The 23,569-nt window shown below is 64.6% G+C and carries 22 protein-coding genes and 1 other RNA gene; 17 read left to right on the forward strand and 6 right to left on the reverse strand.

Annotated features, from left to right (window positions below; genetic code table 11):
* On the reverse strand, positions 1-856 hold an 856-nt coding region (gene dnaX, locus AKL29_RS44995), incomplete at its 3' end, for a DNA polymerase III subunit gamma/tau (RefSeq protein WP_244482129.1).
* A gap of 109 nt (positions 857-965) precedes the next feature.
* Positions 966-1,062: signal recognition particle sRNA small type (ffs, locus tag AKL29_RS39865), an RNA gene on the reverse strand.
* A gap of 111 nt (positions 1,063-1,173) precedes the next feature.
* Between ffs and AKL29_RS17890 the strand changes: the two genes are divergently transcribed.
* From AKL29_RS17890 to AKL29_RS17915, 6 genes are all read left to right on the forward strand, one after another.
* A complete protein-coding gene (locus AKL29_RS17890) occupies positions 1,174-1,593 on the forward strand; it encodes an HIT domain-containing protein (RefSeq protein WP_028344138.1) in 420 nt (139 codons plus the stop codon).
* A gap of 7 nt (positions 1,594-1,600) precedes the next feature.
* Positions 1,601-2,551, forward strand: a complete 951-nt coding sequence (gene nudC / locus AKL29_RS17895) for an NAD(+) diphosphatase (RefSeq protein WP_050385042.1) — start codon at positions 1,601-1,603, stop codon at positions 2,549-2,551.
* A 77-nt stretch (positions 2,552-2,628) separates the two neighbouring features.
* A complete protein-coding gene (locus AKL29_RS17900; protein ID WP_050385043.1) occupies positions 2,629-3,576 on the forward strand; it encodes a sugar kinase in 948 nt (315 codons plus the stop codon).
* Positions 3,577-3,652: 76 nt separating this feature from the next.
* A complete protein-coding gene (locus AKL29_RS17905) occupies positions 3,653-4,153 on the forward strand; it encodes an Lrp/AsnC family transcriptional regulator (protein WP_016848075.1) in 501 nt (166 codons plus the stop codon).
* 101 nt (positions 4,154-4,254) lie between these two features.
* The gene (locus AKL29_RS17910; RefSeq protein ID WP_050385044.1) at positions 4,255-4,626 is read left to right on the forward strand and encodes a hypothetical protein; all 372 of its coding nucleotides are present in this window, start codon (positions 4,255-4,257) and stop codon (positions 4,624-4,626) included.
* Positions 4,607-6,073, forward strand: coding sequence for a methyl-accepting chemotaxis protein (locus tag AKL29_RS17915; protein ID WP_050385045.1), 1,467 nt, complete (start codon positions 4,607-4,609; stop codon positions 6,071-6,073). Before AKL29_RS17910 ends, AKL29_RS17915 begins: the two co-directional genes overlap by 20 nt.
* A 342-nt stretch (positions 6,074-6,415) precedes the next feature.
* Here AKL29_RS17915 and AKL29_RS17920 read toward each other — a convergent pair whose 3' ends face one another.
* Entirely contained in the window at positions 6,416-7,915 is a 1,500-nt protein-coding gene (locus AKL29_RS17920; RefSeq protein WP_050385046.1) for a phosphomannomutase/phosphoglucomutase, read from the reverse strand.
* 675 nt (positions 7,916-8,590) lie between these two features.
* Between AKL29_RS17920 and AKL29_RS41985 the strand changes: the two genes are divergently transcribed.
* Both AKL29_RS41985 and AKL29_RS41990 read left to right on the forward strand, forming a co-directional pair.
* Positions 8,591-9,316: a hypothetical protein gene (locus AKL29_RS41985; RefSeq protein ID WP_152977642.1), complete on the forward strand. Its 726-nt coding sequence runs from the start codon at positions 8,591-8,593 to the stop codon at positions 9,314-9,316.
* 9 nt (positions 9,317-9,325) lie between these two features.
* Positions 9,326-9,811: a hypothetical protein gene (locus AKL29_RS41990; RefSeq protein ID WP_152977643.1), complete on the forward strand. Its 486-nt coding sequence runs from the start codon at positions 9,326-9,328 to the stop codon at positions 9,809-9,811.
* A gap of 195 nt (positions 9,812-10,006) precedes the next feature.
* On the opposite strand, the gene AKL29_RS17930 is transcribed toward AKL29_RS41990, so the two are convergent.
* The 3 genes from AKL29_RS17930 to hrpB form a co-directional block, all read right to left on the reverse strand.
* Positions 10,007-10,519, reverse strand: coding sequence for a TIGR02281 family clan AA aspartic protease (locus AKL29_RS17930; RefSeq protein WP_028335952.1), 513 nt, complete (start codon positions 10,517-10,519; stop codon positions 10,007-10,009).
* Positions 10,520-10,731: 212 nt separating this feature from the next.
* A complete protein-coding gene (locus AKL29_RS17935; protein WP_050385090.1) occupies positions 10,732-12,183 on the reverse strand; it encodes an NCS1 family nucleobase:cation symporter-1 in 1,452 nt (483 codons plus the stop codon).
* Positions 12,184-12,378: 195 nt separating this feature from the next.
* The gene (hrpB, locus tag AKL29_RS17940; RefSeq protein WP_050385048.1) at positions 12,379-14,847 is read right to left on the reverse strand and encodes an ATP-dependent helicase HrpB; all 2,469 of its coding nucleotides are present in this window, start codon (positions 14,845-14,847) and stop codon (positions 12,379-12,381) included.
* Between the two features lie 213 nt (positions 14,848-15,060).
* On the opposite strand from hrpB, the gene AKL29_RS17945 reads away from it, so the two are divergent.
* From AKL29_RS17945 to AKL29_RS17980, 9 genes are all read left to right on the forward strand, one after another.
* The gene (locus tag AKL29_RS17945) at positions 15,061-16,128 is read left to right on the forward strand and encodes an acyltransferase family protein (protein ID WP_050385049.1); all 1,068 of its coding nucleotides are present in this window, start codon (positions 15,061-15,063) and stop codon (positions 16,126-16,128) included.
* Between the two features lie 246 nt (positions 16,129-16,374).
* The gene (locus tag AKL29_RS17950) at positions 16,375-16,986 is read left to right on the forward strand and encodes a sigma-70 family RNA polymerase sigma factor (RefSeq protein ID WP_028335956.1); all 612 of its coding nucleotides are present in this window, start codon (positions 16,375-16,377) and stop codon (positions 16,984-16,986) included.
* Between the two features lie 411 nt (positions 16,987-17,397).
* Entirely contained in the window at positions 17,398-18,147 is a 750-nt protein-coding gene (locus tag AKL29_RS17955) for a cytochrome c biogenesis protein CcdA (RefSeq protein ID WP_050385091.1), read from the forward strand.
* A 17-nt stretch (positions 18,148-18,164) separates the two neighbouring features.
* Entirely contained in the window at positions 18,165-18,743 is a 579-nt protein-coding gene (locus AKL29_RS17960; RefSeq protein ID WP_028335958.1) for a thioredoxin family protein, read from the forward strand.
* 186 nt (positions 18,744-18,929) lie between these two features.
* Positions 18,930-20,336: a cytochrome ubiquinol oxidase subunit I gene (locus AKL29_RS17965; protein WP_050385050.1), complete on the forward strand. Its 1,407-nt coding sequence runs from the start codon at positions 18,930-18,932 to the stop codon at positions 20,334-20,336.
* Entirely contained in the window at positions 20,333-21,334 is a 1,002-nt protein-coding gene (cydB, locus tag AKL29_RS17970) for a cytochrome d ubiquinol oxidase subunit II (RefSeq protein ID WP_028335960.1), read from the forward strand. Before AKL29_RS17965 ends, cydB begins: the two co-directional genes overlap by 4 nt.
* 101 nt (positions 21,335-21,435) lie before the next feature.
* Positions 21,436-21,564: a DUF2474 domain-containing protein gene (locus AKL29_RS41995; RefSeq protein ID WP_152977644.1), complete on the forward strand. Its 129-nt coding sequence runs from the start codon at positions 21,436-21,438 to the stop codon at positions 21,562-21,564.
* A gap of 273 nt (positions 21,565-21,837) precedes the next feature.
* Complete coding sequence (locus AKL29_RS17975; protein WP_028335961.1) at positions 21,838-22,431, forward strand: L,D-transpeptidase; 594 nt, start codon at positions 21,838-21,840, stop codon at positions 22,429-22,431.
* A gap of 58 nt (positions 22,432-22,489) precedes the next feature.
* On the forward strand, positions 22,490-23,527 hold the full coding sequence (locus tag AKL29_RS17980) for an amino acid ABC transporter substrate-binding protein (RefSeq protein WP_028335962.1): 1,038 nt from the start codon (positions 22,490-22,492) through the stop codon (positions 23,525-23,527).
* Positions 23,528-23,569 lie beyond the last annotated feature (42 nt).

A 23,569-nucleotide genomic window follows, 5' to 3' on the forward strand; every position in this document is an offset into this window, starting at 1 on the left:
GGGTGCGGTCGGCGAGGCCGAGCATCTGCCTGACCGCGTCGGCCTTCACGTTGCCCGCGGCATGCGCGATCGCCTGGTCGAACAGCGACAGCGAGTCGCGCACCGATCCCTCGGCCGCCCGCGCGATGATGCCGAGCGCCTCGGGCTCGACCTCGACGCCTTCCTTGGCCGCGATGTTGCCGAGATGCTTCATCAGCACGTCGGCTTCGACGCGGCGCAGATCGAAGCGCTGGCAGCGCGACAGCACCGTGATCGGAACCTTGCGGATTTCGGTGGTGGCGAACACGAACTTGGCGTGCTCCGGCGGCTCCTCCAGCGTCTTCAGGAAGGCGTTGAACGCCGCCGTCGACAGCATGTGGACTTCGTCGATGATGTAGACCTTGTAGCGCGCGCTCGCCGGCGCGTAGCGCACGCTGTCATTGATCTGGCGGACATCGTCGACGCCGGTGTGGGAGGCGGCGTCCATCTCCAGCACGTCCATGTGCCGGCTTTCCATGATCGCCTGGCAGTGCACGCCGAGGTCGGGCATGTGGATGGTCGGCCCCTGCACCGAACCGTCCGCCTTGGCGTAGTTCAAGGCGCGGGCGAGGATGCGCGCGGTGGTGGTCTTGCCGACCCCGCGGACGCCGGTGAGGATCCAGGCCTGCGGAATCCGCCCGGTCTCGAACGCGTTCGAGACGGTGCGCACCATGGCCTCCTGGCCGATCAAATCCTCGAAGCTGGAGGGGCGGTATTTGCGGGCAAGAACGCGGTAGGGTTTTGCGGCGTCCGGCGCGCCGCCGAGATCGAAACCGCCGTCAGGGCTTCCTTTGCCGGCGCCGTCGGACGGTTGGGAGGGGTCGCCAGCGTCATTCATGCGTCGATCCGCAACTTGGGTGTCTCTTCAGCCGGCGTGCGGATAGGAGCCAAAATCGAGCGCCGGGCGCGGAGACCGCCATTCCAGCGCGATTCGCTCGGAAAAACAGGTAGGAGACTGACGAGCGACCCGATCCGGACCTCGTTAGGGCTGCTTCCTTCCGGACCTGACCCGGTTGGCGAGTGGCTCGTCCACCGCCAATCTCCCGGTCCCTATTTGGGGCCAAAACCGCCGGAAAGCAAGCGGCCTGACCCGGCTTTGTAAGGCTGGCTTTGTGGGACTTGTCTGGGAACACGGAAAGGCATTATTTGCCCCCCATGCCCGCCTCCAATTGGTCGCTGCACTCGCAGCTCAAGAAAGACACCATCGACATCGGCGACCTGCCGCTGTGCAAGGTGCTCGTCATCAAGGATGCGCATTATCCGTGGCTGCTGCTGGTGCCGCGGCGCGACGGCGCGGTCGAGATCATCGACCTCGACGAGGTCGCGCAGGCGCAGCTGATGACCGAAATCACCCGCGTCTCGCGGGCCCTGAAAGAGGTCACCAAGTGCGACAAGCTGAATGTCGCCGCGCTCGGCAACCTCGTGCCGCAGCTCCACGTCCACGTCATCGCGCGCCGCACCAGCGACGCTGCATGGCCGCGTCCCGTTTGGGGCGTGATGCCGCCGCTGGCGCATGACGCCGAGGAAGTGCAGAATTTCATCAGCGCGCTTCGCCGCAAGATCTGGTTGGGTTGAACATTCAATGTCTGCATTCGATTCCTTTCCGCTCGGCCAGCCGGCCTTCGTCACCCACGTGCTGGACCGCGCCGCGCATTTGCGCACCAACGACGAGAAGCTATTCGCGCTGGAAGGCCATCGCGAGGCTAGAGCCTACGTGATCTATCGCGACTCGCTGGTCGTGAAGCAGGAGGACGGCGGGGCCCGCGCACTGCTCTCGCTGGAGGAAGCCCGCAGTTACGGCGCCAATCCCGGCACGATCTTTCTCGGGCTGCGCGACGCCGCGCCGATCTTCGGCATGGGGATCGCGCCGCAGGCGGCCGAGAAGCTGGTCGGACGCAGCGACGTCGCGATCACCGAATTGCGCGGCATGGCGATGCAGGGCGTGGTGCCGCCCGAGCAGCTCTCGGCCATCGCGATGGCGAAATCGATGGTGACCTGGCATCAGCGCCACGGCTTCTGTCCGAACTGCGGCACCCGCACCGCGATGAAGGACGGCGGCTGGAAGCGCGAATGCCCGAGCTGCAAGGCCGAGCACTTTCCGCGCACCGACCCGGTCGTGATCATGCTGGTCACATCAGGCGACAAGGTGCTGCTGGGACGGCAGAAGCAGTTCATGCCCGGCATGTATTCCTGCCTCGCCGGGTTCGTGGAAGCCGCCGAGACCATCGAGGACGCCGTGCGGCGCGAGATTTTCGAAGAGTCCGGCATTCGCTGCACCGACGTCAATTACTACATGACGCAGCCCTGGCCCTATCCGTCATCGCTGATGATCGGCTGCACCGCACGCGCGACCAACGAGGACATCGTGGTCGACCGCACCGAGCTGGAAGATGCGCGCTGGTTCGACCATGCCGAGGCGGCGCTGATGCTGACGCGCCAGCACCCCGACGGGCTCGCCGGCCCGCATCCGTTCGCGATTGCCCATCATCTGCTGGGCCGCTGGGTGCACCACCAGAACCCGTTGGACAAATAGCGGGAACCGGACATCGTTCTGCCGATTAAGCTGGACACAGTTCTGGCAGTAACGGAACCATTGCGACGGATCCCCGCATGAATTTTCAGAACGGCGCCCCGAAAGTCCCGCCCCGCATCCTCTGCATCGGCCTGCCGGTGCGCGACCTGACCTTTCGCGTCAGCGTTCCGGCGCGCGGCTCCAAGGAGAACGCGACGCATTTCGACGAGATCTGCGGCGGCAATGCGCTGAACGCCGCGATCGGCATCGTCCGGCTGGGCGGGCGTGCTTCGATCTGCGGACCGATGGGCGATTCGCAGGAGACCTCGAGCCGCTACATCTTCGACAAGCTCGCCCAGGAAGGCATCGAGACCAATCATCTGATCCACATGCCGAACCTGGTCACCCCGATCTCGGCGATCATGATCGACGACAGCGGCGAGCGCACCATCGTCACCTTCCGCGATCCGGAGCTCTGGAAGGTCAAGCTGCCGCCGACCGAGCTCTTGCTGGAGGATTGCGCGGCGATCCTGACCGAGAGCCGCTGCGCGCCGTTCTGCACCGAGCTTTGCGCCGAGGCGGTCAAGCGCGACATCCCGGTGGTGGTCGACGTCGACCGCGCGATGTCGATGCGGGAGGGACTGCTCACCGCCTCCTCCCATCTGGTGTTCTCCAGCGAGCCGCTGCAGGAGACCGCCGACGTCACCGACGACGGCCAGGCGCTGCACAAGCTCGCCAAGCTCACCCCGTCCTTCCTGGCCGGCACCCGCGGGCCGATGGGCACGATCTGGCTCAACGAGAACGGCGAGCTCGAGGAAACCCCGGCCTTCCCGGTCCATACCGTCGACACGCTCGGGGCCGGCGACGTGTTCCACGGGGCCTTCGCCCTCGCCATCACCGAGAAGCAGCCGCTACGCGACGCGCTCCGCTTCGCCTCGGCGGCTGCAGCGCTGAAATGCACCCGCTTCGGGGGTGCTTATGCCGCACCGCAACGTACTGAAGTTGAAGAGTTTTTGGGTCAGCACGCCGACGCCAAGCCGGCCTGAGCCGCCACGAATCGCTTGATTTGGAAGATTCTTCTCTATATGAGGGATATTGAACCTTCATATGGAACTTTCTTCTATGACCGATGTCGCCATTCAGCTTCATGACAACAGCCGCCGTCTCGACGCGATCGATCGCAAGATTCTGACCGTGCTGCAGGAGGATGCGTCGCTCTCCGTCGCCGAGATCGGCGACCGGGTCGGCCTGTCGTCGACGCCGTGCTGGAAGCGCATCCAGCGGCTGGAGGCCGACGGCGTGATCCTGCGCCGCGTGGCGCTGGTCGACCAGAACAAGATCGGGCTCGGGATTTCGGTGTTCGTCTCGGTCGAGAGCGCCGACCATTCGGAAGCCTGGCTGCGCAAATTCGCTGATGCCGTCAGCGCCATGCCCGAGGTGATGGAGTTCTACCGGATGGCCGGCGACGTCGACTACATGCTCCGCGTCGTGGTCGCGGACATGCAGGCCTACGACGTGTTCTACAAGAAGCTGATCAGTGCCGTGCCGCTGAAGAACGTCACCTCGCGCTTCGCGATGGAGAAGATCAAGTCGGTGACGGCGCTGCCGGTGCCCGCGGCGTAAGCGCCGCCGCACAATCCCACACGATAGGTCGATACGCTCCCAGGTAGTTGGCGCGTTCGGCATTTACCTGAAGTTAGCGGCGGCAGCGGTATTCTGCTGCGATGAAGCCGGGGGACATCATCCCAGCGAAACGACGGCCCGCCTGGCTGGGCGCGGCCGCATTGCTGATCGCGAGCTGGATCGCGGTCGCAACGCTGTCGTTGCAGGTGCGTGCGGGCAGCGATGTGGTGGCCGTGGCCTTTCCGCCATGGTGGCGCGCCGAGCGCGTGCTGCTGGCCGCCGCATCCGCCGATGCGTCGATCGTTCGGATGACCGCGATCCCGGCCCTGCTGGTGGTGCGGCCCGATCGCAATGGCGGGCTGAGCCGGCTGTACGAGGCCGGCGCCTTGCTGACCATGGATCCGCAGGCGATCGCCGGCTGCTTCAGGGCGTATGACGATCTGGGGGTTGGGGATGACCTTCGAAGGCGATGAAATGGCCGCCCTGCGCGAGACGGCCAGCAAGATCCTGCTCGTGGTGCTGTGGCTGCACGTTCCGATCGCGATCATCGTCGGCATGACGCTGCACACCGACTGGCTGATGCCGGCCGGCTTCATGGTCGCGATGGCGCTGGCCGCGACGGTGTCGTGGCGCGTCTCGGGGAACGGCGTTTCAACGCGCCTGATCGTTGCCGTGGCCTTGATGGCCGGCGTGTCGATGCTGGTCTACCAGTTTGCCGGGCACCGCTGGCAGGTCGACATGCACATGTATTTCTTCGCCGCGCTGGCGTGCCTCGTCGCCTATTGCGACTATCGGCCGATCGTCGCCGGCACTTTGGCTGTTGCCCTGCATCACCTGACGCTGAATTTCATCCTGCCGGCCGCGATCTATCCCGGCGGCGCCGATTTCGGTCGCGTCGTTCTCCACGCCGTGATCCTGCTGATCGAGGCCGGCGTGTTGATCTGGCTCGCGCACACGCTTGCCGAACTGTTCAGGACGTCGGCGCTGAAGGCGGCGGAGGCCGAGGCCGCCGGAGCCGCCGAGGCGCGCGCCAATGCCGAGCGCATCGAGGCCGAACGCGCCAAGCACGATCGCGATGCCGCGCGGCGCGAGCTCGCCGCCGGCTTCGAGCGCAAGATCGGCGAGGTCGTCGAGGCCGTCGCGGTAGCGGCGAGCGCGATGCAGGACCTGTCGGCGACGATGAACGGCAGCAACGCGGAAACCATCCGCCAGGCCACCGCCGCCGCCTCCGCATCGACGCTGGCCTCCAGCAATGTGGAAACCGTCGCGTCCGCGACCGAGGAGCTGACGGCCTCGATCAACAACATCGCCGAGCAGGTGACGCGCTCGGCGCGGATCGCCGCCAAGGCCGCCGACGAGGCACGCCGCACCAACGGCGTCGTCGAAGGCCTTGCCGCCGGCACGCAGAAGATCGGCGAGGTGGTGACGTTGATCCAGAGCATTGCCAGCCAGACCAATCTGCTCGCTCTGAACGCAACCATCGAAGCGGCGCGCGCCGGCGAGCATGGCCGCGGATTCGCCGTGGTCGCGAGCGAGGTCAAGGCACTGGCCAACCAGACCGCCAAGGCGACCGAGGAGATCTCGGCCCAGATCCAGGATATCCAGAGCGCGACCGGCGCGGCGGTCAGCGCGATCGGGAGCATCGGCACCACGATCGCGGAGATCGACCAGGTCTCCGGCGAGATCGCGGCTGCCGTCGATCAGCAGGGCGCGGCGACCCGCGAGATCTCCAGCAATTTGCAGCAGGCGGCCGATCGCACGCGGGACGTCAACAAGGGCATCCTCAACGTCAACCGCGCCTCCGAACAGGCCGGCAGCGCGACCGCACAACTGCTCGATGCGGCCAACGGCCTGTCGTCGCAGTCGGAGTGGCTGAAGACCGAACTGGACCGCTTCCTGGCTTCGCTGCGGGCGGCGTGAGGACTGTCATCGGCTGGTCCCGTCTACGCCGAGACTTCGACGACGCCACGAGTGCGCAGCGCGCCGAAGCTTAGCGGAGGCGGCAATCCGGGTGATGACAGGTGTGGGGGACTAAGACTCCTTCCGCTTGTCGTCCCTGCGAAAGCAGGGACCCATACGCCGCGGCGGATGCGATGGACGGGACCCGTCGTTCCGGCGTCGCGCAACAATGAACTTCGGTGGTTATGGGTCCCTGCTTTCGCAGGGACGAGATCGAATTTGATTTGGCATCGCCGGCCAATCAACGCGGTGTAGTCGCCCGCGAAAGCGGGCGATGACGAGTTGGTTCGCGGAAAGCCCGCCTCAAATCTTCTGATTGTACTCGCCGACCTCGGGATGCGTGCGCAGCACGGCATCCATCGCCTCGAACATGTCGTGCATGCGCCGCTCGCTGACCGGGCTTTCCACCACGACCACGAGCTCCGGCTTGTTCGAGGACGCGCGCACCAGGCCCCAGCTGCCGTCCTCGACCGTGACGCGCACGCCATTGACGGTGACGAGGTCGCGGATGTTCAGGCCCGCGACCTTCCCGCCCTGCTGCTGCAGTGCCTCGAAGTGCTTCACGACGGCGTCGACGACGCCGTACTTCGCCTCGTCGGCGCAATGCGGCGACATGGTCGGCGACGACCAGGTCTTCGGTAGCGCGTCCTTCAGGTCGGCCATCGACTTGCCGGGCGCGCGGTCGAGCATCTCGCAGATCGCGATCGCCGACACCAGGCCGTCGTCATAGCCGCGGCCGAACGGCTTGTTGAAGAAGAAGTGGCCGGACTTCTCGAAGCCGGCGAGCGCGCCGAGCTCATTGGTGCGCCGCTTCATGTAGGAATGGCCGGTCTTCCAGTAGACCGTCTTCGCGCCCTGCTTCTGCAAGACGGGGTCGGTCACGAACAGCCCGGTCGACTTCACGTCGACGACGAACTGCGCGTTGGCGTTGATCGCCGACATGTCGCGCGCCAGCATGACGCCGACCTTGTCGGCAAAGATCTCCTCGCCGGTGTTGTCGACCACGCCGCAGCGGTCGCCGTCGCCGTCGAAGCCGAGGCCGACATCGGCCTTGTGCGCCAGCACCGCATCGCGGATCGCGTGCAGCATCTCCATGTCTTCCGGATTCGGATTGTATTTCGGGAAGGTGTGATCGAGCTCGGTGTCGAGCGGGATCACATCGCAGCCGATCGCCTCCAGCACCTGCGGCGCGAACGCGCCCGCGGTGCCGTTGCCGCAGGCCGCGACGACCTTCAGCCTGCGCTTCAGCTTCGGCCGGCTGGTGAGGTCGGCGATGTAGCGCGCCGGAAAATTCTCGTGGAATTGATAGGAGCCGCCGGCCTTGTTGTTGAATTCGGCGTTGAGCACGATTGCCTTCAGCCGCGACATCTCGTCGGGACCGAAGGTGAGCGGACGGTTGGCGCCCATCTTGACGCCGGTCCAGCCATTGTCGTTATGCGAGGCGGTGACCATGGCGACGCAGGGCACATCGAGATCGAACTGCGCGAAGTAAGCCATCGGCGTCACCGCGAGCCCGATGTCATGCACCTTGCAGCCCGCCGCCATCAGGCCCGAGATCAGCGCGTATTTGATCGAGGCGGAATAGCCGCGGAAGTCGTGACCGGTGACGATCTCCTGGCGGACGCCGAGCTCCGCGATCAGCGCGCCGAGCCCCATGCCCAGCGCCTGCACGCCCATCAGGTTGATTTCCTTGTTGAACAGCCAGCGCGCGTCGTACTCGCGAAACCCGGTCGGCTTCACCAGCGGCTCGGATTCAAAGGCATAGGTGTTCGGAACCAGCACGGATTTCGGCTTGGGAAACATGGGTCGGCCTTATGGTCGTATACGGAAAGACGTCGCCGCAGCCTTTAGCGAATGCATCGCCGCAGCGGAAGGCAGGATTGACGGCTTGTGGCTAATAATTGCGGCAGATTTGGCCTCGGCGAAATACTGTCGTCATCCACCCATCCTTGCCCGGCAGCGCAATATGCACGCTGTCGCGCCCTACGAGTTGGTTGACCGCCAATCGCTCCGACCCAGCATGGTTTCTGCAGGGGGGCCAGGGAAGGACAGGCATTGCCGTGCGGTTGTTATTTCAGCCGCTCCCGGCGCTCTGCAATCTGCGCATCGAATAATTGACACGTCGGGCAACTCACCGATATATTTTCATCGTCGCAACAATTAAGCCCGCACCGGAAAATCCGCTGCGGGCTTTTTGAATCGGACAGGCCGCTGTCAGCCAGTACACTGCCGAGCGCGCCGAAATTGGCCACCGCAGCGAGCCGAACTGGCTGATAGCCAGGGCCGCCCCCACCGACAGACGGGCGCCCCGGCGAAGACGATGGGCAAGCCGAACCGGAAGCGACACTTCCGCGCCATTGCGCAGCCATCCTTTAAGCACTTGCCTTCAGACATCTAAAGCCAACCCAGCCCTCTCCGCGAGGTGCGGTCACGCACGGGCTCGCCCGAAACTGTCCGCAATATCTGTAGGTAATGATCATGCCTGATTACTCTCTGGTGCCGGTGGATCATCAGCCGGACTTCGATGACTACTCGCTCGTTCCCGTTGACCACGATCCGTTCGCCGCGGATCGCCTTGCTCAACAGGCGCAGATTCAACAGCCGCCGACACCAACTCAACCAGCGCAGCCACAGCCGCAAACCCAGCGGCAACAGCCCGCGACAGGAGCCGGTCAGCCTGGCGTCAATGGGCCAGCGACTGGCAACAGCCCCAGCGGATCGGGTGGCATCGTCGGCATCAAGCGCTTCGGCGGCGACGAAGGTGGTGACTATCCGAGCCGCAATGCGGGGATCGGTTTCGAGAGCGCGGAACGCGCATGGGACGCTGCCCGCAAGGAAATGATAGACCTTGGTACCCAACATTACCCGGAAGAGACCAAGAGCAGGGGTTTCATCCCGGAGTTGGGCGTGGAAATTCATAAGCGCAACGGACTATATTACTACGATCAGATAGCGCGCGGATTCCAAGACGGAGCGCTCGGCGGTGGTGTGGGGTTTGGCGATAGCGGTGCAGTGGCACGTGGGCACATGCACTGGGATAATCAGCACGAGAGTGATGGAGATCTAAACAATGCGAAAGCCTACTCCCAGAAAACTCCGGATTATCGAGCGTGGGTTGGATCTTGGGATGGGAGCTATTTGTATTGGCTTCACGGCAAGCCGACGGGGTCGAGAATGCCTGATTGGAATCGATACAAATATTGAGTCATGCCGATGAAAATGTTCGCGCTCGCGGGAGCCTTATGCCTTCTGCTCACCAGTTCAACGGTATGCAAGGCAAACTCCGGCCCCTGGTGTAAGCCGGATGTCGTGACTTTGACTTTCAAAAATCAACAAGGCGGGGATCTTGCGAGGATCGAACTTCGCACCCTCAAGGCAGTTTGCGACCGAAACCCGGAAAAAAAAGGGTTTGGGGTAGGCCTCGAACGGTCGATGCGCATTGAACACAATGGACAATGGACCGATGTGCCGAAAGAGTGTCTATCCGTTTTTGCTTTTGGCGTAGATGAGGTGTCGCTATCAGGTGACGATCGCGGTCTAGGCATAGCTATTATTGGGAAACCGACGGAGAGAGACGAGAGTTTAAAAGTCTCGATATTCAAACACGGTGACGAAGTCTTTTGCTCTCAGGTCGTGCGCTGCCCGAATCTCGACGATCCGCCCGACTATATTAGAGAGTGCAGTAGGGATTTGCGGTGAGCACGCCGGGAGACCGGCTCGACACTCTGCGAAACCGCCTCAGTGGCCCGAATTTCTGCCGAAATGGGGACCTGGTCCGCATCACAGGGGAAGACGGCGCGGCTTCGAAACGCCGGAATCAATGTCGATCCGCGCTTCGCATCACGGAGGAAGCATCCAGCGGAAGACTTGGGTAGGCTTTGATGCCAATCGGACTTACTGCTCCAGCAACAATTTGCCGTTGGCGTATTCAAAGCGCTTCAGCTTGGACAGGAAGGACAGCCCGAGCAGGTTCTCCGACAGCGCTTCGTCCGGCAGCACCAGGGCGTCGACGTCGCGCACGGTGAGGCCGCCGATCTCGATCATGGCGATGCGGGCGCGCGCGGCCTTGATGGTGCCGTTCGCAGTGGTGACGCGCGAGGTGTAGTCGCCCGGCACCGGACGCAGGCCGAAGCGCGCGGCCGAGGTCTCGTTCAGCGCAACCACCGAGGCGCCGGTGTCGACCATGAAGTTGATGCGCTGGCCGTCGATCCGGCCGTCGGTCGCGAAATGACCGCGAGGATCGGGCGCAATGCTGACCGTGCGGGCGCTGGCCTGCGCCACCGTGACGGCTGGGGCCATGGTCTGCTTTGTGGTGGTCGCGGCGGCGGGCGACATCTTGCTGGCCATCTGAGCCATGAAGGTGCCCAGCCCGATCAGGATGGCCGCGAAAATCATCAGGTTACGCATGACACCATACTCGGAAAACCGAACAAGCAATTTCACCACGCCGCTCGCCCCGCCGCGAGCGAGGGCGGCGGCACGAGCCTGCCATTTTGGCGAAAAGGATGAGCGAAGGGTTAATGCGCGCGCCGAGGGGCGGCCGAATGACGTCGGTCGCCCGCGAGGGCCGCAATTTTCCGACCCCAGGGCAGATCTAAGGCCGTCTCTCAGGCCGTCTCTCAGGCCGTCCTGGCGACCGGGCTCGGCATCGCAACGCGCAGCGCGTAATAGACCGCGCCCGCGATTCCGACGCCGAAGAACCAGCCATAGACCGCCCACCACGCCGGCAGGATCGAGGTGAAGTTCGGCAACACCGACGAGAACAGCGCCCCGATGCCAGCCGCGATCAGCGCGCTGACGTTCCAGCCGTTCTGGAAGCGATATTCACCGTTCTCCTGATACAGCGCCGGCACGTTCACGCGGCCTTTGGCGATCAGATAATAGTCGACCATCATGACGCCGAAGATCGGCCCCATCGTCGCGCCGATCAGCCCGACGAACGAGGCGGCACTGCCCTCCCAGGGCGCGAACGGATACAGCGCCAGCGCGATCAGCGCCGCGATGTAGCCGCCCTTCTTGAAGTCGATATGCCGCGGAAACACGTTGGAGAAATCGAACGCCGGCGAGACGAAATTGGCGACGACGTTGATGCCGAGCGTCGCCACCGCGAAGGTGACCGCGGCGAGCAGCGCCAGGAACCAGCTGTCGAACTTGGCCGAGATCTGGTCGGGATGCAGCAGCACCTCGTGGTAGACGTTGAACGCCGCGATCGTGGTGACGCCGGCGACCAGCGAAAACAGGACCAGATTGACCGGCAGGCCCCAGATATTGCCCTTGCGCAGCGCCTGCACGTCAGGCGCATAACGCGAGAAGTCGCAGAAGTTGAGATAGAGCGCGGCGAAATAGGTGATCCAGGTCGCGGCGACGGCGCAGAGCGCCGGGAAAGAGCCGGGCACGCCGGGCACCCCGGCTTCCTTGGTCTTCTCCAGCAGCACGTCCTGCGGGATCGGCGCGGTGAGCGAGATGCCGCCGGCCGCGATGCAGAGATAGATCGCAAGGATCAGCATCATCAGCCACACCGCAGGTCCCGCCCAGTCCTGGAAGCGGCGGACGGTTTCCATGCCGCGCTGGATGATCAGGAGCTGCAAAGCCCAGATCACGACGAAGCAGATCACTTCGAGCGTGGAATGGCCGAGCATATGGCTGGATTGGTGGAATGCCTTGAAGCTGTCCATCCGGGTCAGCAGCGCGACGATCGCGCCCGAGGCCGCGGCGGTCTGCGCGCCGTACCAGAAGCAGGCGACGATGGCGCGGACCAGCGCCGGAATGTTGGCGCCCCAGACCCCGAACGAGGCGCGCGCCAGCACCGGATAGGGCACGCCGGTCCTCACGCCGGCATTGCCGATCAGGCTCATCAGCACGAAGATCACCAGCGAGCCGACGCCGATCGCGAGGATGAAGTTGACGAAGCTGCCGCAGAGCAGGAACAGGCTGGCGGCGAGATAATAGCCCCAGAGGCTGTGCACGTCCGAGGTCCAGACGTTGAAGATGCTGAAGGCGCCCCAGTTGCGTTCTTTGGCCGGCGCCAGGTCTTCGTTGTACAGCGACGGCGATGCGTTCTTGATCTCCACGGTGGCCTCCCCAAACTGCGAGCCCGTGATCCCATCCCAGCGTGCAAATCTAACCACCGTTTGCGGACGCTCGCCAGCGCCGAACTCAATCCTCTCGTCATGCCCGGCCTTGTGCCGGGCATCCACGTCTTTGGACCACCAACGCAGGCAAGACGTGGATGGCCGGGACAAGCCCGGCCATGACGAAGAACGACCTTAAGTCCCGCGCGGTTTCACGCGCCTGGTCGGCATCGCGCTGGCGGGATCTTCCGGCCAGGGATGGCGCGGATAGCGGCCGCGCAGGTCGGAACGGACGGCAGCGTAACTGCCGCGCCAGAAGCCGGGCAGATCGCGCGTCACCTGTACCGGCCGCTGTGCCGGCGACAGCAGTTCCAGCACCAGCGGCACCGCGCCCTTGGCGATCGAGGGATGGGTGTTGAGCCCGAACAGCTCCTGCAGCCGCACCGCGATGGTCGGGCCCTGCTCGGCCTCGTAATCGATCGCAAGCTGCGTTCCGGTCGGCGCCTCGAAATGCGTCGGCGCCTCGCGTTCGAGCCGCGCGCGCAATTCCCACGGCAGCAGCGCCATCAGCGCATCCGACAGGTCGCCGGCGGAGAGCTCCTTCAGCGCGGTCTTGTCGTACAGCGCCGGCACCAGCCAGTCATCGGCACGCGCGGCGAGCGCGGTGTCGGACAGGTCGGGCCAGCTCTCGTCCTCGGCCTTGCGCAGGAACATGACGCGGTCGCGCCATTGCTTGGAGTGTTTCGACCACGGCAACCGGTCGAACCCGGCCGCGATCAGGCCGTCGGCGAAGATGCGCGCGGTCTCGGCCGAGGGCGACAGCGACATCGGTGCTTCCGACAGCGTGATCGCGTGCAGCGAACGCCTGCGGCGGGCGCGCAGCGCCATCGCGCCGCGGTCGAACGTCACCTCCTCCACATTCTCGATCTGGTCGGCGAAGCGCTGCTCGATCTCCTCCTGGGTGATCGGCGCCGCCAGCAGGATGCGGCCGCTCGCGGCCGTGCCGGTCAGCTCGGCAACCGCGATATAGGGCAGCCGCGCCAGCGCCGCGGTCTGCTCGACGGCGGCGCCGCGGCCATTGGCCAGCACGAAGCTGCCATTGCCGCGGTTCCTGGCGACGCGATCCGGAAATGCGAAGGCCAGCATGACGCCGGTGGAGAGATCCTTCTGCTCGCCGGCCGCCGACCTCGCCTGCGCGGCCCAGCGCGCCGCCATGCTGCGGGCGCTCGATGCGCGCTGCGAGCGATCGCGGCGGAAATGGTCGAGCCTGACGTCGAGATCGACGCTGTCGCCGCCGAGCCCGCGCTCGGTCAGAACAGCGGCGATCTCGGCCGCTTCCTCGCCAGCACCGAAGCGGGCGGAATCCACGATCATGCGCGCCAGCCGCGGCGGCAGCGCCAGCGCGCGCAGGCTCTGTCCTTCCTCTGTCATGCGGCCATCGCCGTCGAGCGCCCCGAGCTCCGACAGCAGCGATTTGGCTTCCTTCAGCGCCGGTCCCGGCGGTGGATCGAGGAAGGCAAGGCCCGAGGGATCGCTGACACCCCATTGCGCGAGGTCGAGCACCAGCGAAGACAGATCGGCGGACAGGATTTCGGGCGCGGTGTAGGCCGGCAGCGACGCGGTCTGCGGCTCGTCCCAGAGCCGGTAGCAGATGCCGGGCTCGATGCGGCCGGCACGGCCGCGCCGCTGATCCACCGCGGCACGCGAGGCCCGCACGGTCTCAAGCCGCGTCAATGCAATGTCAGGCTCGTAGCGCGGCACCCGCGCCAGGCCAGAGTCCACCACAATGCGAACGCCCTCGATGGTCAGCGAGGTCTCGGCGATCGAGGTCGCCAGCACCACCTTGCGGGTGCCCTTCGGCGCCGGCGCGATGGCGCGATCCTGCACGGCGGCATCGAGCGCGCCGAACAGCGGCACGATCTCGACCGCGGCGTCGTGCACACGCTCGGCCAAAAAAGTCTGGGTGCGGCGGATCTCGGCGGCGCCCGGCAGGAAGGCAAGCACCGAGCCGGCATCGGCACGCAGCGCGGCCGCGATCGTCTCGGCCATCTGCCGCTCCAGCGGCGCGTCGACCTTGCGGCCGACGTAACGGGTCTCGACCGGAAAGGCGCGCCCCTCGCTTTCGACCACCGGCGCGTCGCCGAGCAGTTTTCCGACGCGTGCACCGTCGAGCGTTGCCGACATCACGAGGATCCGCAGGTCCTCGCGCAGGCCGGTCTGCGCGTCGCGCGCCAGCGCCAGCCCGAGATCGGCATCCAGCGAGCGCTCATGGAATTCGTCGAACAGCACCGCGGCGACGCCGTTGAGCTCGGGATCGTCGAGGATCTGGCGCGAGAAGATGCCTTCGGTGACGACCTCGATCCGCGTTGCGCGCGACACCTTCGAGCCGAAGCGCACGCGATAGCCGACGGTCTCGCCGGCACGCTCGCCGAGCGTCTTCGCCATCCGCTCGGCGCTGGCGCGCGCGGCGATGCGGCGCGGCTCCAGCACGATGATCTTCTTGCCCCTCGCCCAGGGTGCATCGAGCAACGCGAGCGGCACGCGCGTGGTCTTGCCGGCGCCCGGCGGCGCCACCAGCACCGCGGCGTTGTGACCATCGAGCGTGCGATCGAGCTCATCGAGCACGGCGTCGATCGGCAGCGGGCTATCGAATTGGCGCGGCAAGGACTTTTCATCACCGCAGCGGCGCTCGCGCCGGTGCGTCCTATGGTTAACAAACGGTCTCTTCTCTTGGATTCCTCGGCCTCTTAGACCATTCGCCGGCTACGGGAAACCCGCTGAAAGGTCCGGGTTCGCCGGCACACCATTTGTATGAATAAAGGAGAAAGCAACCGATCGGGCCGATGATAGGCCCGATCACGCCGGAACAGGACAAAGATGACCACAAACGGCACAGCCGCTGCGACAGATCGTTCCGCCCCAGGCGCGAGCGGACGCGTCGACTGGGTCGACTACGCCAAGGGCATCTGCATCATCATGGTCGTGATGATGCATTCGGTGCTGGGGGTCGAGAAGGCCGCCGACCAGACCGGCTTCATGCATTATGTCGTGATGTTCGCCAAGCCGTTCCGGATGCCGGACTTCTTCCTGATCTCGGGCCTGTTCCTGTCGGTCGTGATCGATCGCGACTGGCGCACCTATCTCGACCGCAAGGTGATGCACTTCGCCTATTTCTACGTGCTCTGGGTGACGATCCAGTTCGGCTTCAAGGCGCCGTCGCTGGCCGCCGAGACCGGCTGGGCCCAGGTTGGGCTGCAATATCTCGAGTCCTTCATCGAGCCGTTCGGCACGCTGTGGTTCATCTATCTGCTGCCGATCTTCTTCGTCGTCACCAAGCTCGCGCGCAACGTCCACCCGCTCGTGATCTGGCTGATCGCGGCAGCGCTGGAGACCGCGCATGTCGCGACCGGCTGGACCGTGATCGACGAATTCTGCTCCCGCTTCGTCTACTTCTACACCGGCTATGTCCTCGCCGATTACGTGTTTGCGCTGTCGGACCGCGCGCGGGCACGGCCTGCGCTTGCCCTGCTCGGGCTTGGGTTCTGGGCGCTGATCAATGGCGGCCTGGTTGCGCTCGAGGTGAGCGAATGGCCGGTCGTCTCGCTGGCACTCGGCTTTGCCGGCGCCTGCGCAATCATCGTGACCGGCACGCTGCTGGCGCGCGCGCACTGGCTCGGCTTCCTGCGCTTCTGCGGCGAGCATTCGATCGTGATCTATCTCGCCTTCTTCCTGCCGATGGCTTCGTCACGCACCCTTCTGCTGCGCTTCGGCGTCATCCACGACATCGGCCTGATCTCGCTGATCGTGACCGCGGTCGGCGTCGCCGGTTCGCTCGTGATCTGGCGGCTGGCGCTGGCGGCGCGGGCCAATTTCCTGTTCGAGCGGCCCGACGCGTTCTGGATTGCTCCGAAAAAGGCGGCGCCCTCGCTGCAAGCGGCCGAATAAGCCCCGACAGTGCCAGAAGTCATAACAGCCGGATTCGTTCCGACGGCGGGAATCCGGCCGTTCGAATTTTCCACACATTGAAATTATTGGCTTTTTGGTCCTGAATGTTTCATCGTCCGGCCGGCGACGAAACAATTCTCCCGGTCACGAAACCATTTTCCACTTTTCGCGCAGACATCCGGAAACGGGCCGTAACTAACAATTCTCCCAACGAACCGCCGCCCAACGGCGAACTGGGAGCCTGTCATGCCGAACGTCATCGCCATCAACGCTGCAGCCGCGAAGCATATCGACGCTGCTCGCGCGACCTCGGATGAAACGCTGCTCGCGCGTATCGCCAAGAATAACCGCACCTCGATGCACACGCTCTATGCCCGTCATAACGTCCGGGTTTACCGCTTCGTGCTCCGCATGGTGCGCGACACCACCATGGCCGAGGACCTGGTGAGCCAGGTGTTCCTGGACGTCTGGCGCACCGCGGCCCAATTCGAGGGCCGCTCGCAGGTCTCGACCTGGCTGCTCTCGATCGCCCGCTTCAAGGCGCTGACCGCGCTGCGCCAGCGCAAGCATGAGGACATCGACCAGGACGACGTGCTGGAGATCGCCGACGGCGCCGACACGCCGGAAACCTCGCTCGATCGCGCCACCACCAGCGAGATCCTGCGCGCCTGCGTGGCCAAGCTGTCGCCGGCCCACCGCGAGATCATCAATCTGGTCTACTACCATGAGAAGTCGGTCGAGGAGGCCGGCCAGATCATCGGGATCCCGCAGAGCACGGTGAAGACCCGCATGTTCTATGCCCGCAAGCAGCTCGCCGACCTCCTCCGGGGTGCCGGCGTGGATAGCGTCGCCGCATAAAATATTGTAAATTCAGCCTCTTAAAGGGAGATCACGCGAACCGGGCAATTGTCCACGAAGCCGAAAAATTCAGGCGACGAAACAATTGAAACAATCGACGACATCACCCGGAAAAACGCGACCTCTATACCCATATCCAACGACGCAACCCCAACCCCAATTCACTGAACCGATTTCGATACCTCTTCGTTCTAACCTCCCAAGTAGCCTCCAACGACCCGGCCGGGATGCCCCCCAGCCGGGTCGCTCTGTATTTGGCGCGACGTCGTGAAGCCGAGTGCACCTCGCCTCACACAGACGTGACGCGGCTCGCGACCGGCCCGCCGTAACGGCCCAACCGTCCTCGCGAAGAACATCAGGCGTACCCGGCACGGCCCTCTGGCGCGCCGGGACTCTGATGGACGGATGACGATGCTCAGCCTTGCGCTTGCCCTGCTTGCCGGTGTCGCCACCGTCGCCGCCCCTTGCACCCTGCCGATGCTGCCGATCCTGCTCGGGGTATCGATAGGCCAGACCGGCAAGGCGCGGCCCGCGATGATCGCGCTCGGCTTCGTGATGTCATTTTCTGCAGTGGCATTGCTGCTGAGCGCGATCACCCGCGCCTTCGATTTCGATCCGAACGTGCTGCGGACCGGCGCGGCCGTGCTGCTCGCGGGCTTCGGTCTCCTGATGATCTGGCCGGCGCCGTTCGAATGGCTGTCGATCCGGCTCACCGGCGCTACCAAAGCGTTTTCGAGCGAAACCGGTTCGCGTCAAGAAAGCGCGTCCAAACAAGAGGGCAGCCTCGGTCAGGCCGCGCCGTCGCAAAGCCTGTTCGGCGGCTTCGTGCTCGGCTCTACGCTCGGCCTGGTGTGGACGCCGTGCGCCGGCCCCGTGCTCGGCTCGATCCTGACCATCGTCGCGACCTCGAAGGACACCGCGTGGGCGAGCCTGCAGCTCGTCACTTACGCGATCGGCGCCGCGATCCCGATGCTTGCGATTGCCTATGGCGGACAGGCCGTCACCACGCGCGTGCGCAGCATGGCGCGGATCGCGCCGCGCCTGCAGCAAGGCTTCGGCGTCGTGATCGTCGCATTCGCCGCGCTGTCCTACCTGCAATACGACACGCTGATCGTGGCGTGGCTGACCCAGTTCTATCCCAACGGCCAGATCGGCCTGTAAGCCCAAAGGAGATATCGATGTCCCTGCGCTTGATCGCCGTATCCACTCTGGTTGCGGGCCTTGGCCTCGGCGGCGCCGTCATTCCCGGCCTCTGCACCGAGTCAGACGCGCCGGCGCAGCCGGTGCCGCGGGCGATCGCCATGACCGCCGAACAGAGCCAGACCGCGCCCGAATTCGTCGGCATCAGCAACTGGTTCAATTCGCAGCCGCTCAGGCTTGCCGACCTGCGCGGCAAGGTCGTGCTGGTGGATTTCTGGACCTATGGCTGCGTCAACTGCGTCAACACGCTACCGCACGTCACCCAGCTCTATTCCAAGTACCGGGATCGCGGCCTCGTCGTGATCGGTGTCCACACGCCGGAATTCCCGTTCGAGCATTCGGCCTCCAACGTGCAGGCGGCGCTGAAGCGGCACGGCATCCTCTATCCGGTGGCGCAGGACAACAATTCGCTGACCTGGAACGCCTACCGCAACCAGTATTGGCCGGCGCAATACGTGATCGACCAGAACGGCAAGATCGTGTTCCAGCACGCCGGCGAGGGACAGTACGACGAGATCGACCGCACCGTCGCGCGGCTGCTCAACGCCAACAGCTAAAGCCTGATGAAATCAAAGCTGGAACGGCGTCGAAAGCTCACCTCTCCCCGACGGGGAGAGGTGAACCGGGACCGCGCCAAGCCGATCCAGCCAAAACTCAACCCGCTCTAGTCGGACAATCCGCCCTCTTTGTCGTCACAGCTGACGTGGTAAGGTCCACGCCAGGTCGACGACGGATGGTGCGTAATGTTCGAAGGCTGGGATGCGGTCGTACTCGCCCGCGCGCAATTCGCTTTCACGATGTCGTTCCACATCGTGTTTCCCGCATTCTCGATCGGGCTTGCGAGCTATCTCGCGGTGCTGGAAGCGCTGTGGCTTGCCACCAGGCGCGAGGTCTACATCAACCTGTTCAATTACTGGCTGAAGATCTTCGCGGTCGCGTTCGGCATGGGCGTGGTCTCGGGCATCGTGATGTCCTACCAGTTCGGCACCAACTGGTCATCCTTTGCCGACAAGACCGGGCCGGTGATCGGCCCGATGATGGCCTATGAGGTGCTGACCGCATTCTTCCTGGAAGCCGGCTTCCTCGGCGTGATGCTGTTCGGGCTCGAACGCGTCGGCCCCAGGCTGCACTTCGTGGCGACGTTGATGGTCGCGATCGGCACGCTGATCTCGGCGTTCTGGATTCTGTCGGCCAATTCCTGGATGCAGACACCGACCGGCCACGCCGTCAACGCCGACGGCCAGTTCGTCGCCGCCGACTGGCTCAAGGTGATCTTCAATCCGTCGTTCCCCTATCGCCTCGTGCACATGGTGCTGGCGGCGTACCTCACCACCTCGCTCGTGGTCGGCGCGGTCGGCGCCTGGCATCTGCTCCGCGACCAGCATCTGGCCGGAGCGCGCGTGATGTTCTCGATGGCGATGTGGATGGCGACGCTGGTGGCGCCGATCCAGATCCTCGCCGGCGACCAGCACGGCCTCAACACGCTGGAGCACCAGCCCGCCAAGGTGATGGCGATGGAAGGCCATTACCAGAGCCACAAGGACGGCGCGCCGCTGATCCTGTTCGGCTGGCCCGACCAGCGTGAAGCGAAGGTCAAGTATGCCATCGAGGTGCCGAAACTGTCGTCGCTGATCCTGAAGCATTCGCTCGACGCGCCGCTGGCCGGCCTCGACACCGTGCCGCGCGAGAACTGGCCGCCGGTGCCGATCACCTTCTGGTCGTTCCGCATCATGGTTGGACTCGGCTTCCTGATCATGGGGCTCGGCCTGCTCAGCCTTTTGATGCGCTGGCGGGGGATGATGTACCAGTCGCCGCTGCTGCATCACTTCGCGGTCCTCATGGGCCCCGCCGGCTTCATCGCGGTGCTCGCGGGCTGGATCACCACGGAGACCGGGCGGCAACCGTTCACGGTCTACGGGCTGCTGCGCACCGTCGATTCGGCGTCGCCGCTGGCGGCGCCAGCGGTGGGCTCGTCGCTGATTGCCTTCATCATCGTCTATTTCGCCGTGTTCACGGCGGGCGTGATTTACATCCTGCGGCTGATGGCGCAGCCGCCGCATCCCGGCGAGCAAGGCCCGACGAAGGATCTTCCCGCCCGCGCCGCCGGCATCACGCCGGCGGCCGGCACTGCCGTGGAGGGCGCGCGATGATCGATCTCGCCACGATCTGGGCCTTCATCATCGCCTTTGCCGTGTTCGTCTATGTCGTGATGGACGGCTTCGATCTCGGCCTCGGCATCCTGTTTCCGCTGTTTCCGCAAAAGACCGACCGCGACGTCATCATGAATACGGTGGCGCCGGTGTGGGACGGCAACGAGACCTGGCTGGTGCTCGGCGGCGGCGGCATGATGGCGGCGTTTCCGCTCGCCTACGCGGTGCTGATGCCGGCGCTCTACACGCCGATGATCGCGATGCTGCTCGGCCTCGTGTTCCGCGGCGTCGCCTTCGAATTCCGCTGGCGGACCCAGAAGGCGCGCAACAAATGGGATATCGCCTTCGCCGGCGGCTCGTTGCTTGCGACACTGGCGCAGGGGATCGCGCTCGGCGCCATCCTGCAGGGCATCCATGTCGAGGGACGCCAATACGCCGGCGGCTGGTGGGATTGGCTGACGCCGTTCAGCGTCCTGACCGGCGTCGCGCTGGTGATCGGCTACGCGCTGCTCGGCGCGACCTGGCTGGTGATGAAGACCGAGGGCGAGCTGCGCGACCGCGCCTATCATCTGAGCTGGATGTTGTTGATCGCGATGCTCTGCGCGATCGGCGCCGTCAGCATCGCGACGCCGTTCCTCAGCGTGCAATACACCCAGCGCTGGTTCGCCTGGCCCAACATCATCCTCACCGCGCCGGTGCCGATCGCGGTCGCCGCCGTCACCGCGCTGCTGCTGCGCGCGCTGAGCAACAAGAACGACCACCAGCCGTTCTTCCTGACGCTCGGGCTGTTCGCGCTGTCCTATGCCGGACTCGGCATCAGCATGTATCCGTACATCGTGCCGCAGAGCATCACCATCTGGCAGGCGGCGGCACCGACGAACAGCCAGGTCTTCATGCTGGTCGGCGTCTCGATCCTGGTGCCGCTGATCCTCGGCTACACCGCCTGGGCCTATTGGGTGTTCCGCGGCAAGGTGCGCCCCGGCCACGGATACCACTGATGCCGCTAGAGCGTTTTCCAGCGAAGTGGATTCCGGTTCGCGTCAAGAAAACGCGTCAAAACGAGAATCCAGAGCCCCGTTCCGATTCCATCGGAACGGAAATGGCTCTGGTGCCGAATCAGCGGCCACTCGGCCAGCGCCTGCTGTGGTTCGCGGTGCTCTGGCTCGGCGGCGTCGGCACCGTGACGCTGATCTCGTTCGCCTTGCGACTCTGGATCGCGCCGAAATGAGGCGGCCGGCCCGTCCGTCGATCATTCATCGCGATAAAAAACAGAAGCATTACAGTGATCTAGATCAAGGCTCGCCCTAAACTTGCCATCAAGCTGTCACTGAGATTTGATGTTCGCGAGCGAGATCAGCAAAAGCGTGGACCGGTTTTGCGTCCGATCTCGCTCAAGTTAAGGTGGCGCACGATCTGATCGCCAAACGCTCACACTTTGGCGGATCATGCGCATTTTGGGTGGAGCAACCATTTGGCCGCGTGCCAACAAGGAGAGCTTTCAATGACGAAGTTTCGTCACCTGGTCTGGATGTTGATCGCGACGGGTGCGCTCGTGCTGTCGACGTCGCAGGGCTTCGCCCAGAACCGCCCGGACGCCGACGAGCCCGGCCTTGTTGCCGACGACGGCTACGAGCTCGACCCGGAATGGCAAAAGCAGGTCGTATATTACCGGACCAATGAGGCACCGGGCACCATCATCGTCGCGACCGCCGAGCGCCACCTTTATTTGGTGCAGGGCAATGGCCGCGCGCTCCGCTACGGTATCGGCGTCGGCCGCGAAGGCTTTCAATGGCAGGGCCTCGTGAGCATCACCCGCAAGGCCGAGTGGCCGGACTGGGTGCCGCCGCCGGAAATGATCGCGCGCCAGCCCTATCTGCCGCGCTTCATGGCGGGTGGCCCGGGCAATCCGCTCGGCGCACGCGCGATGTATCTCGGTACCACGGTCTACCGCATCCACGGCACCAACCGGCCCGACACCATCGGCACCGCCGTTTCCTCCGGCTGCTTCCGCCTGGTCAACAACGACGTCGCCGATCTCTACAACCGCGTTCCGGTCGGCACCAAGGTGATCATCCGGCAAAAGCCCGAACTCTGATCTCTACCCGCCTTCGATTCCGCCCTGATTTTCCCCGACCCTTCCCGAGAGAGAACCCATGCGTACATTTCGAGGCGGCCTGACGATCGGGCTCGCGATCGCCGCACTGGTTGCGGCCGCCGCCATCACCTATGAGCGTTACGACACCCGCACGCTGAAGCGCACCGTCCGTCGCGGCGATGTGCTGTGCGGTGTCAACAAGGGCTTGCCGGGCTTCTCGATCCCGGACGACAAGGGCAACTGGAGCGGCTTCGACGTCGACTTCTGCCGCGCGGTCGCGTCGGCGATCTTCGACGACCCGTCGAAGGCGAAGTTCGTGCCGCTCGACGCCAGCGAACGCTTCAAGGAGCTGCAGAACCGCAAGGTCGATATCCTCTCGCGCAACTCCACCTGGAGCATGTCGCGCGAGACCAATTACGACCTCTATTTCCCTGCGGTCGCCTATTATGACGGCCAGGGCTTCATGCTGCCGCGGTCGCGCAACATCGATTCCGCGCTCGACCTGAACGGCAGCAAGGTCTGCGTGCAGGCCAACACCACGACGCAGCTCAATCTCGCCGACTATTTCCGTGCCAACAACATGAAGTACACGGAGATGAAGTTCGACAAGCTGGACGACGTCGTGAAGGCCTATAACTCCGGCCAGTGCGACACGCTGACATCGGACGCCTCGCAGCTCTATGCGCTGCGGCTCAACCTCGCCAAGCCGAGCGACCACACGATCCTCGCCGACATCATCTCCAAGGAGCCGCTGGCACCGGTGGTGCGCTTGCGCGACGACGACTGGATGATGATCGTGAAGTGGACGCTGTACGCCATGATCAACGCCGAAGAGCTCGGCATCACCTCGAAGAACATCGACGAGGCGCTGAAGTCGAAGAAGCCGGAAGTGATGCGGCTGGTCGGCACCGAGGGCACCTATGGCGAGGATCTCGGCCTGACCAAGGACTGGGCGGTGCGCATCATCCGCCATGTCGGCAATTACGGCGAGGTCTACGACCGCAACGTCGGCGCCGACTCCAAGCTGAAGATCCCGCGCGGCATGAACCAGCTCTGGAACGCCGGTGGCGTCCAGTACGCGCCGCCGATCCGGTAACGGCAATCAGACCGTCATTCCGGGGCGCGAAGCGAACCCGGA

This window comes from Bradyrhizobium pachyrhizi (genome assembly GCF_001189245.1).
Classification (GTDB): domain Bacteria; phylum Pseudomonadota; class Alphaproteobacteria; order Rhizobiales; family Xanthobacteraceae; genus Bradyrhizobium; species Bradyrhizobium pachyrhizi.

Excerpts from the sequence above, each read along its gene's own strand:
- AKL29_RS17890 (WP_028344138.1), top strand. The coding sequence starts at position 1,174 with ATGCCCGCCTCCAATTGGTCGCTGCACTCGCAGCTCAAGAAAGACACC.
- nudC (WP_050385042.1), top strand. The coding sequence starts at position 1,601 with ATGTCTGCATTCGATTCCTTTCCGCTCGGCCAGCCGGCCTTCGTCACC.
- AKL29_RS17900 (WP_050385043.1), top strand. The coding sequence starts at position 2,629 with ATGAATTTTCAGAACGGCGCCCCGAAAGTCCCGCCCCGCATCCTCTGC.
- AKL29_RS17905 (WP_016848075.1), top strand. The coding sequence starts at position 3,653 with ATGACCGATGTCGCCATTCAGCTTCATGACAACAGCCGCCGTCTCGAC.
- AKL29_RS17910 (WP_050385044.1), top strand. The coding sequence starts at position 4,255 with ATGAAGCCGGGGGACATCATCCCAGCGAAACGACGGCCCGCCTGGCTG.
- AKL29_RS17915 (WP_050385045.1), top strand. The coding sequence starts at position 4,607 with ATGACCTTCGAAGGCGATGAAATGGCCGCCCTGCGCGAGACGGCCAGC.
- AKL29_RS17920 (WP_050385046.1), bottom strand. The coding sequence starts at position 7,915 with ATGTTTCCCAAGCCGAAATCCGTGCTGGTTCCGAACACCTATGCCTTT.
- AKL29_RS41985 (WP_152977642.1), top strand. The coding sequence starts at position 8,591 with ATGCCTGATTACTCTCTGGTGCCGGTGGATCATCAGCCGGACTTCGAT.
- AKL29_RS41990 (WP_152977643.1), top strand. The coding sequence starts at position 9,326 with ATGAAAATGTTCGCGCTCGCGGGAGCCTTATGCCTTCTGCTCACCAGT.
- AKL29_RS17930 (WP_028335952.1), bottom strand. The coding sequence starts at position 10,519 with ATGCGTAACCTGATGATTTTCGCGGCCATCCTGATCGGGCTGGGCACC.
- AKL29_RS17945 (WP_050385049.1), top strand. The coding sequence starts at position 15,061 with ATGACCACAAACGGCACAGCCGCTGCGACAGATCGTTCCGCCCCAGGC.
- AKL29_RS17950 (WP_028335956.1), top strand. The coding sequence starts at position 16,375 with ATGCCGAACGTCATCGCCATCAACGCTGCAGCCGCGAAGCATATCGAC.
- AKL29_RS17955 (WP_050385091.1), top strand. The coding sequence starts at position 17,398 with ATGCTCAGCCTTGCGCTTGCCCTGCTTGCCGGTGTCGCCACCGTCGCC.
- AKL29_RS17960 (WP_028335958.1), top strand. The coding sequence starts at position 18,165 with ATGTCCCTGCGCTTGATCGCCGTATCCACTCTGGTTGCGGGCCTTGGC.
- AKL29_RS17965 (WP_050385050.1), top strand. The coding sequence starts at position 18,930 with ATGTTCGAAGGCTGGGATGCGGTCGTACTCGCCCGCGCGCAATTCGCT.
- cydB (WP_028335960.1), top strand. The coding sequence starts at position 20,333 with ATGATCGATCTCGCCACGATCTGGGCCTTCATCATCGCCTTTGCCGTG.
- AKL29_RS41995 (WP_152977644.1), top strand. The coding sequence starts at position 21,436 with ATGGCTCTGGTGCCGAATCAGCGGCCACTCGGCCAGCGCCTGCTGTGG.
- AKL29_RS17975 (WP_028335961.1), top strand. The coding sequence starts at position 21,838 with ATGACGAAGTTTCGTCACCTGGTCTGGATGTTGATCGCGACGGGTGCG.
- AKL29_RS17980 (WP_028335962.1), top strand. The coding sequence starts at position 22,490 with ATGCGTACATTTCGAGGCGGCCTGACGATCGGGCTCGCGATCGCCGCA.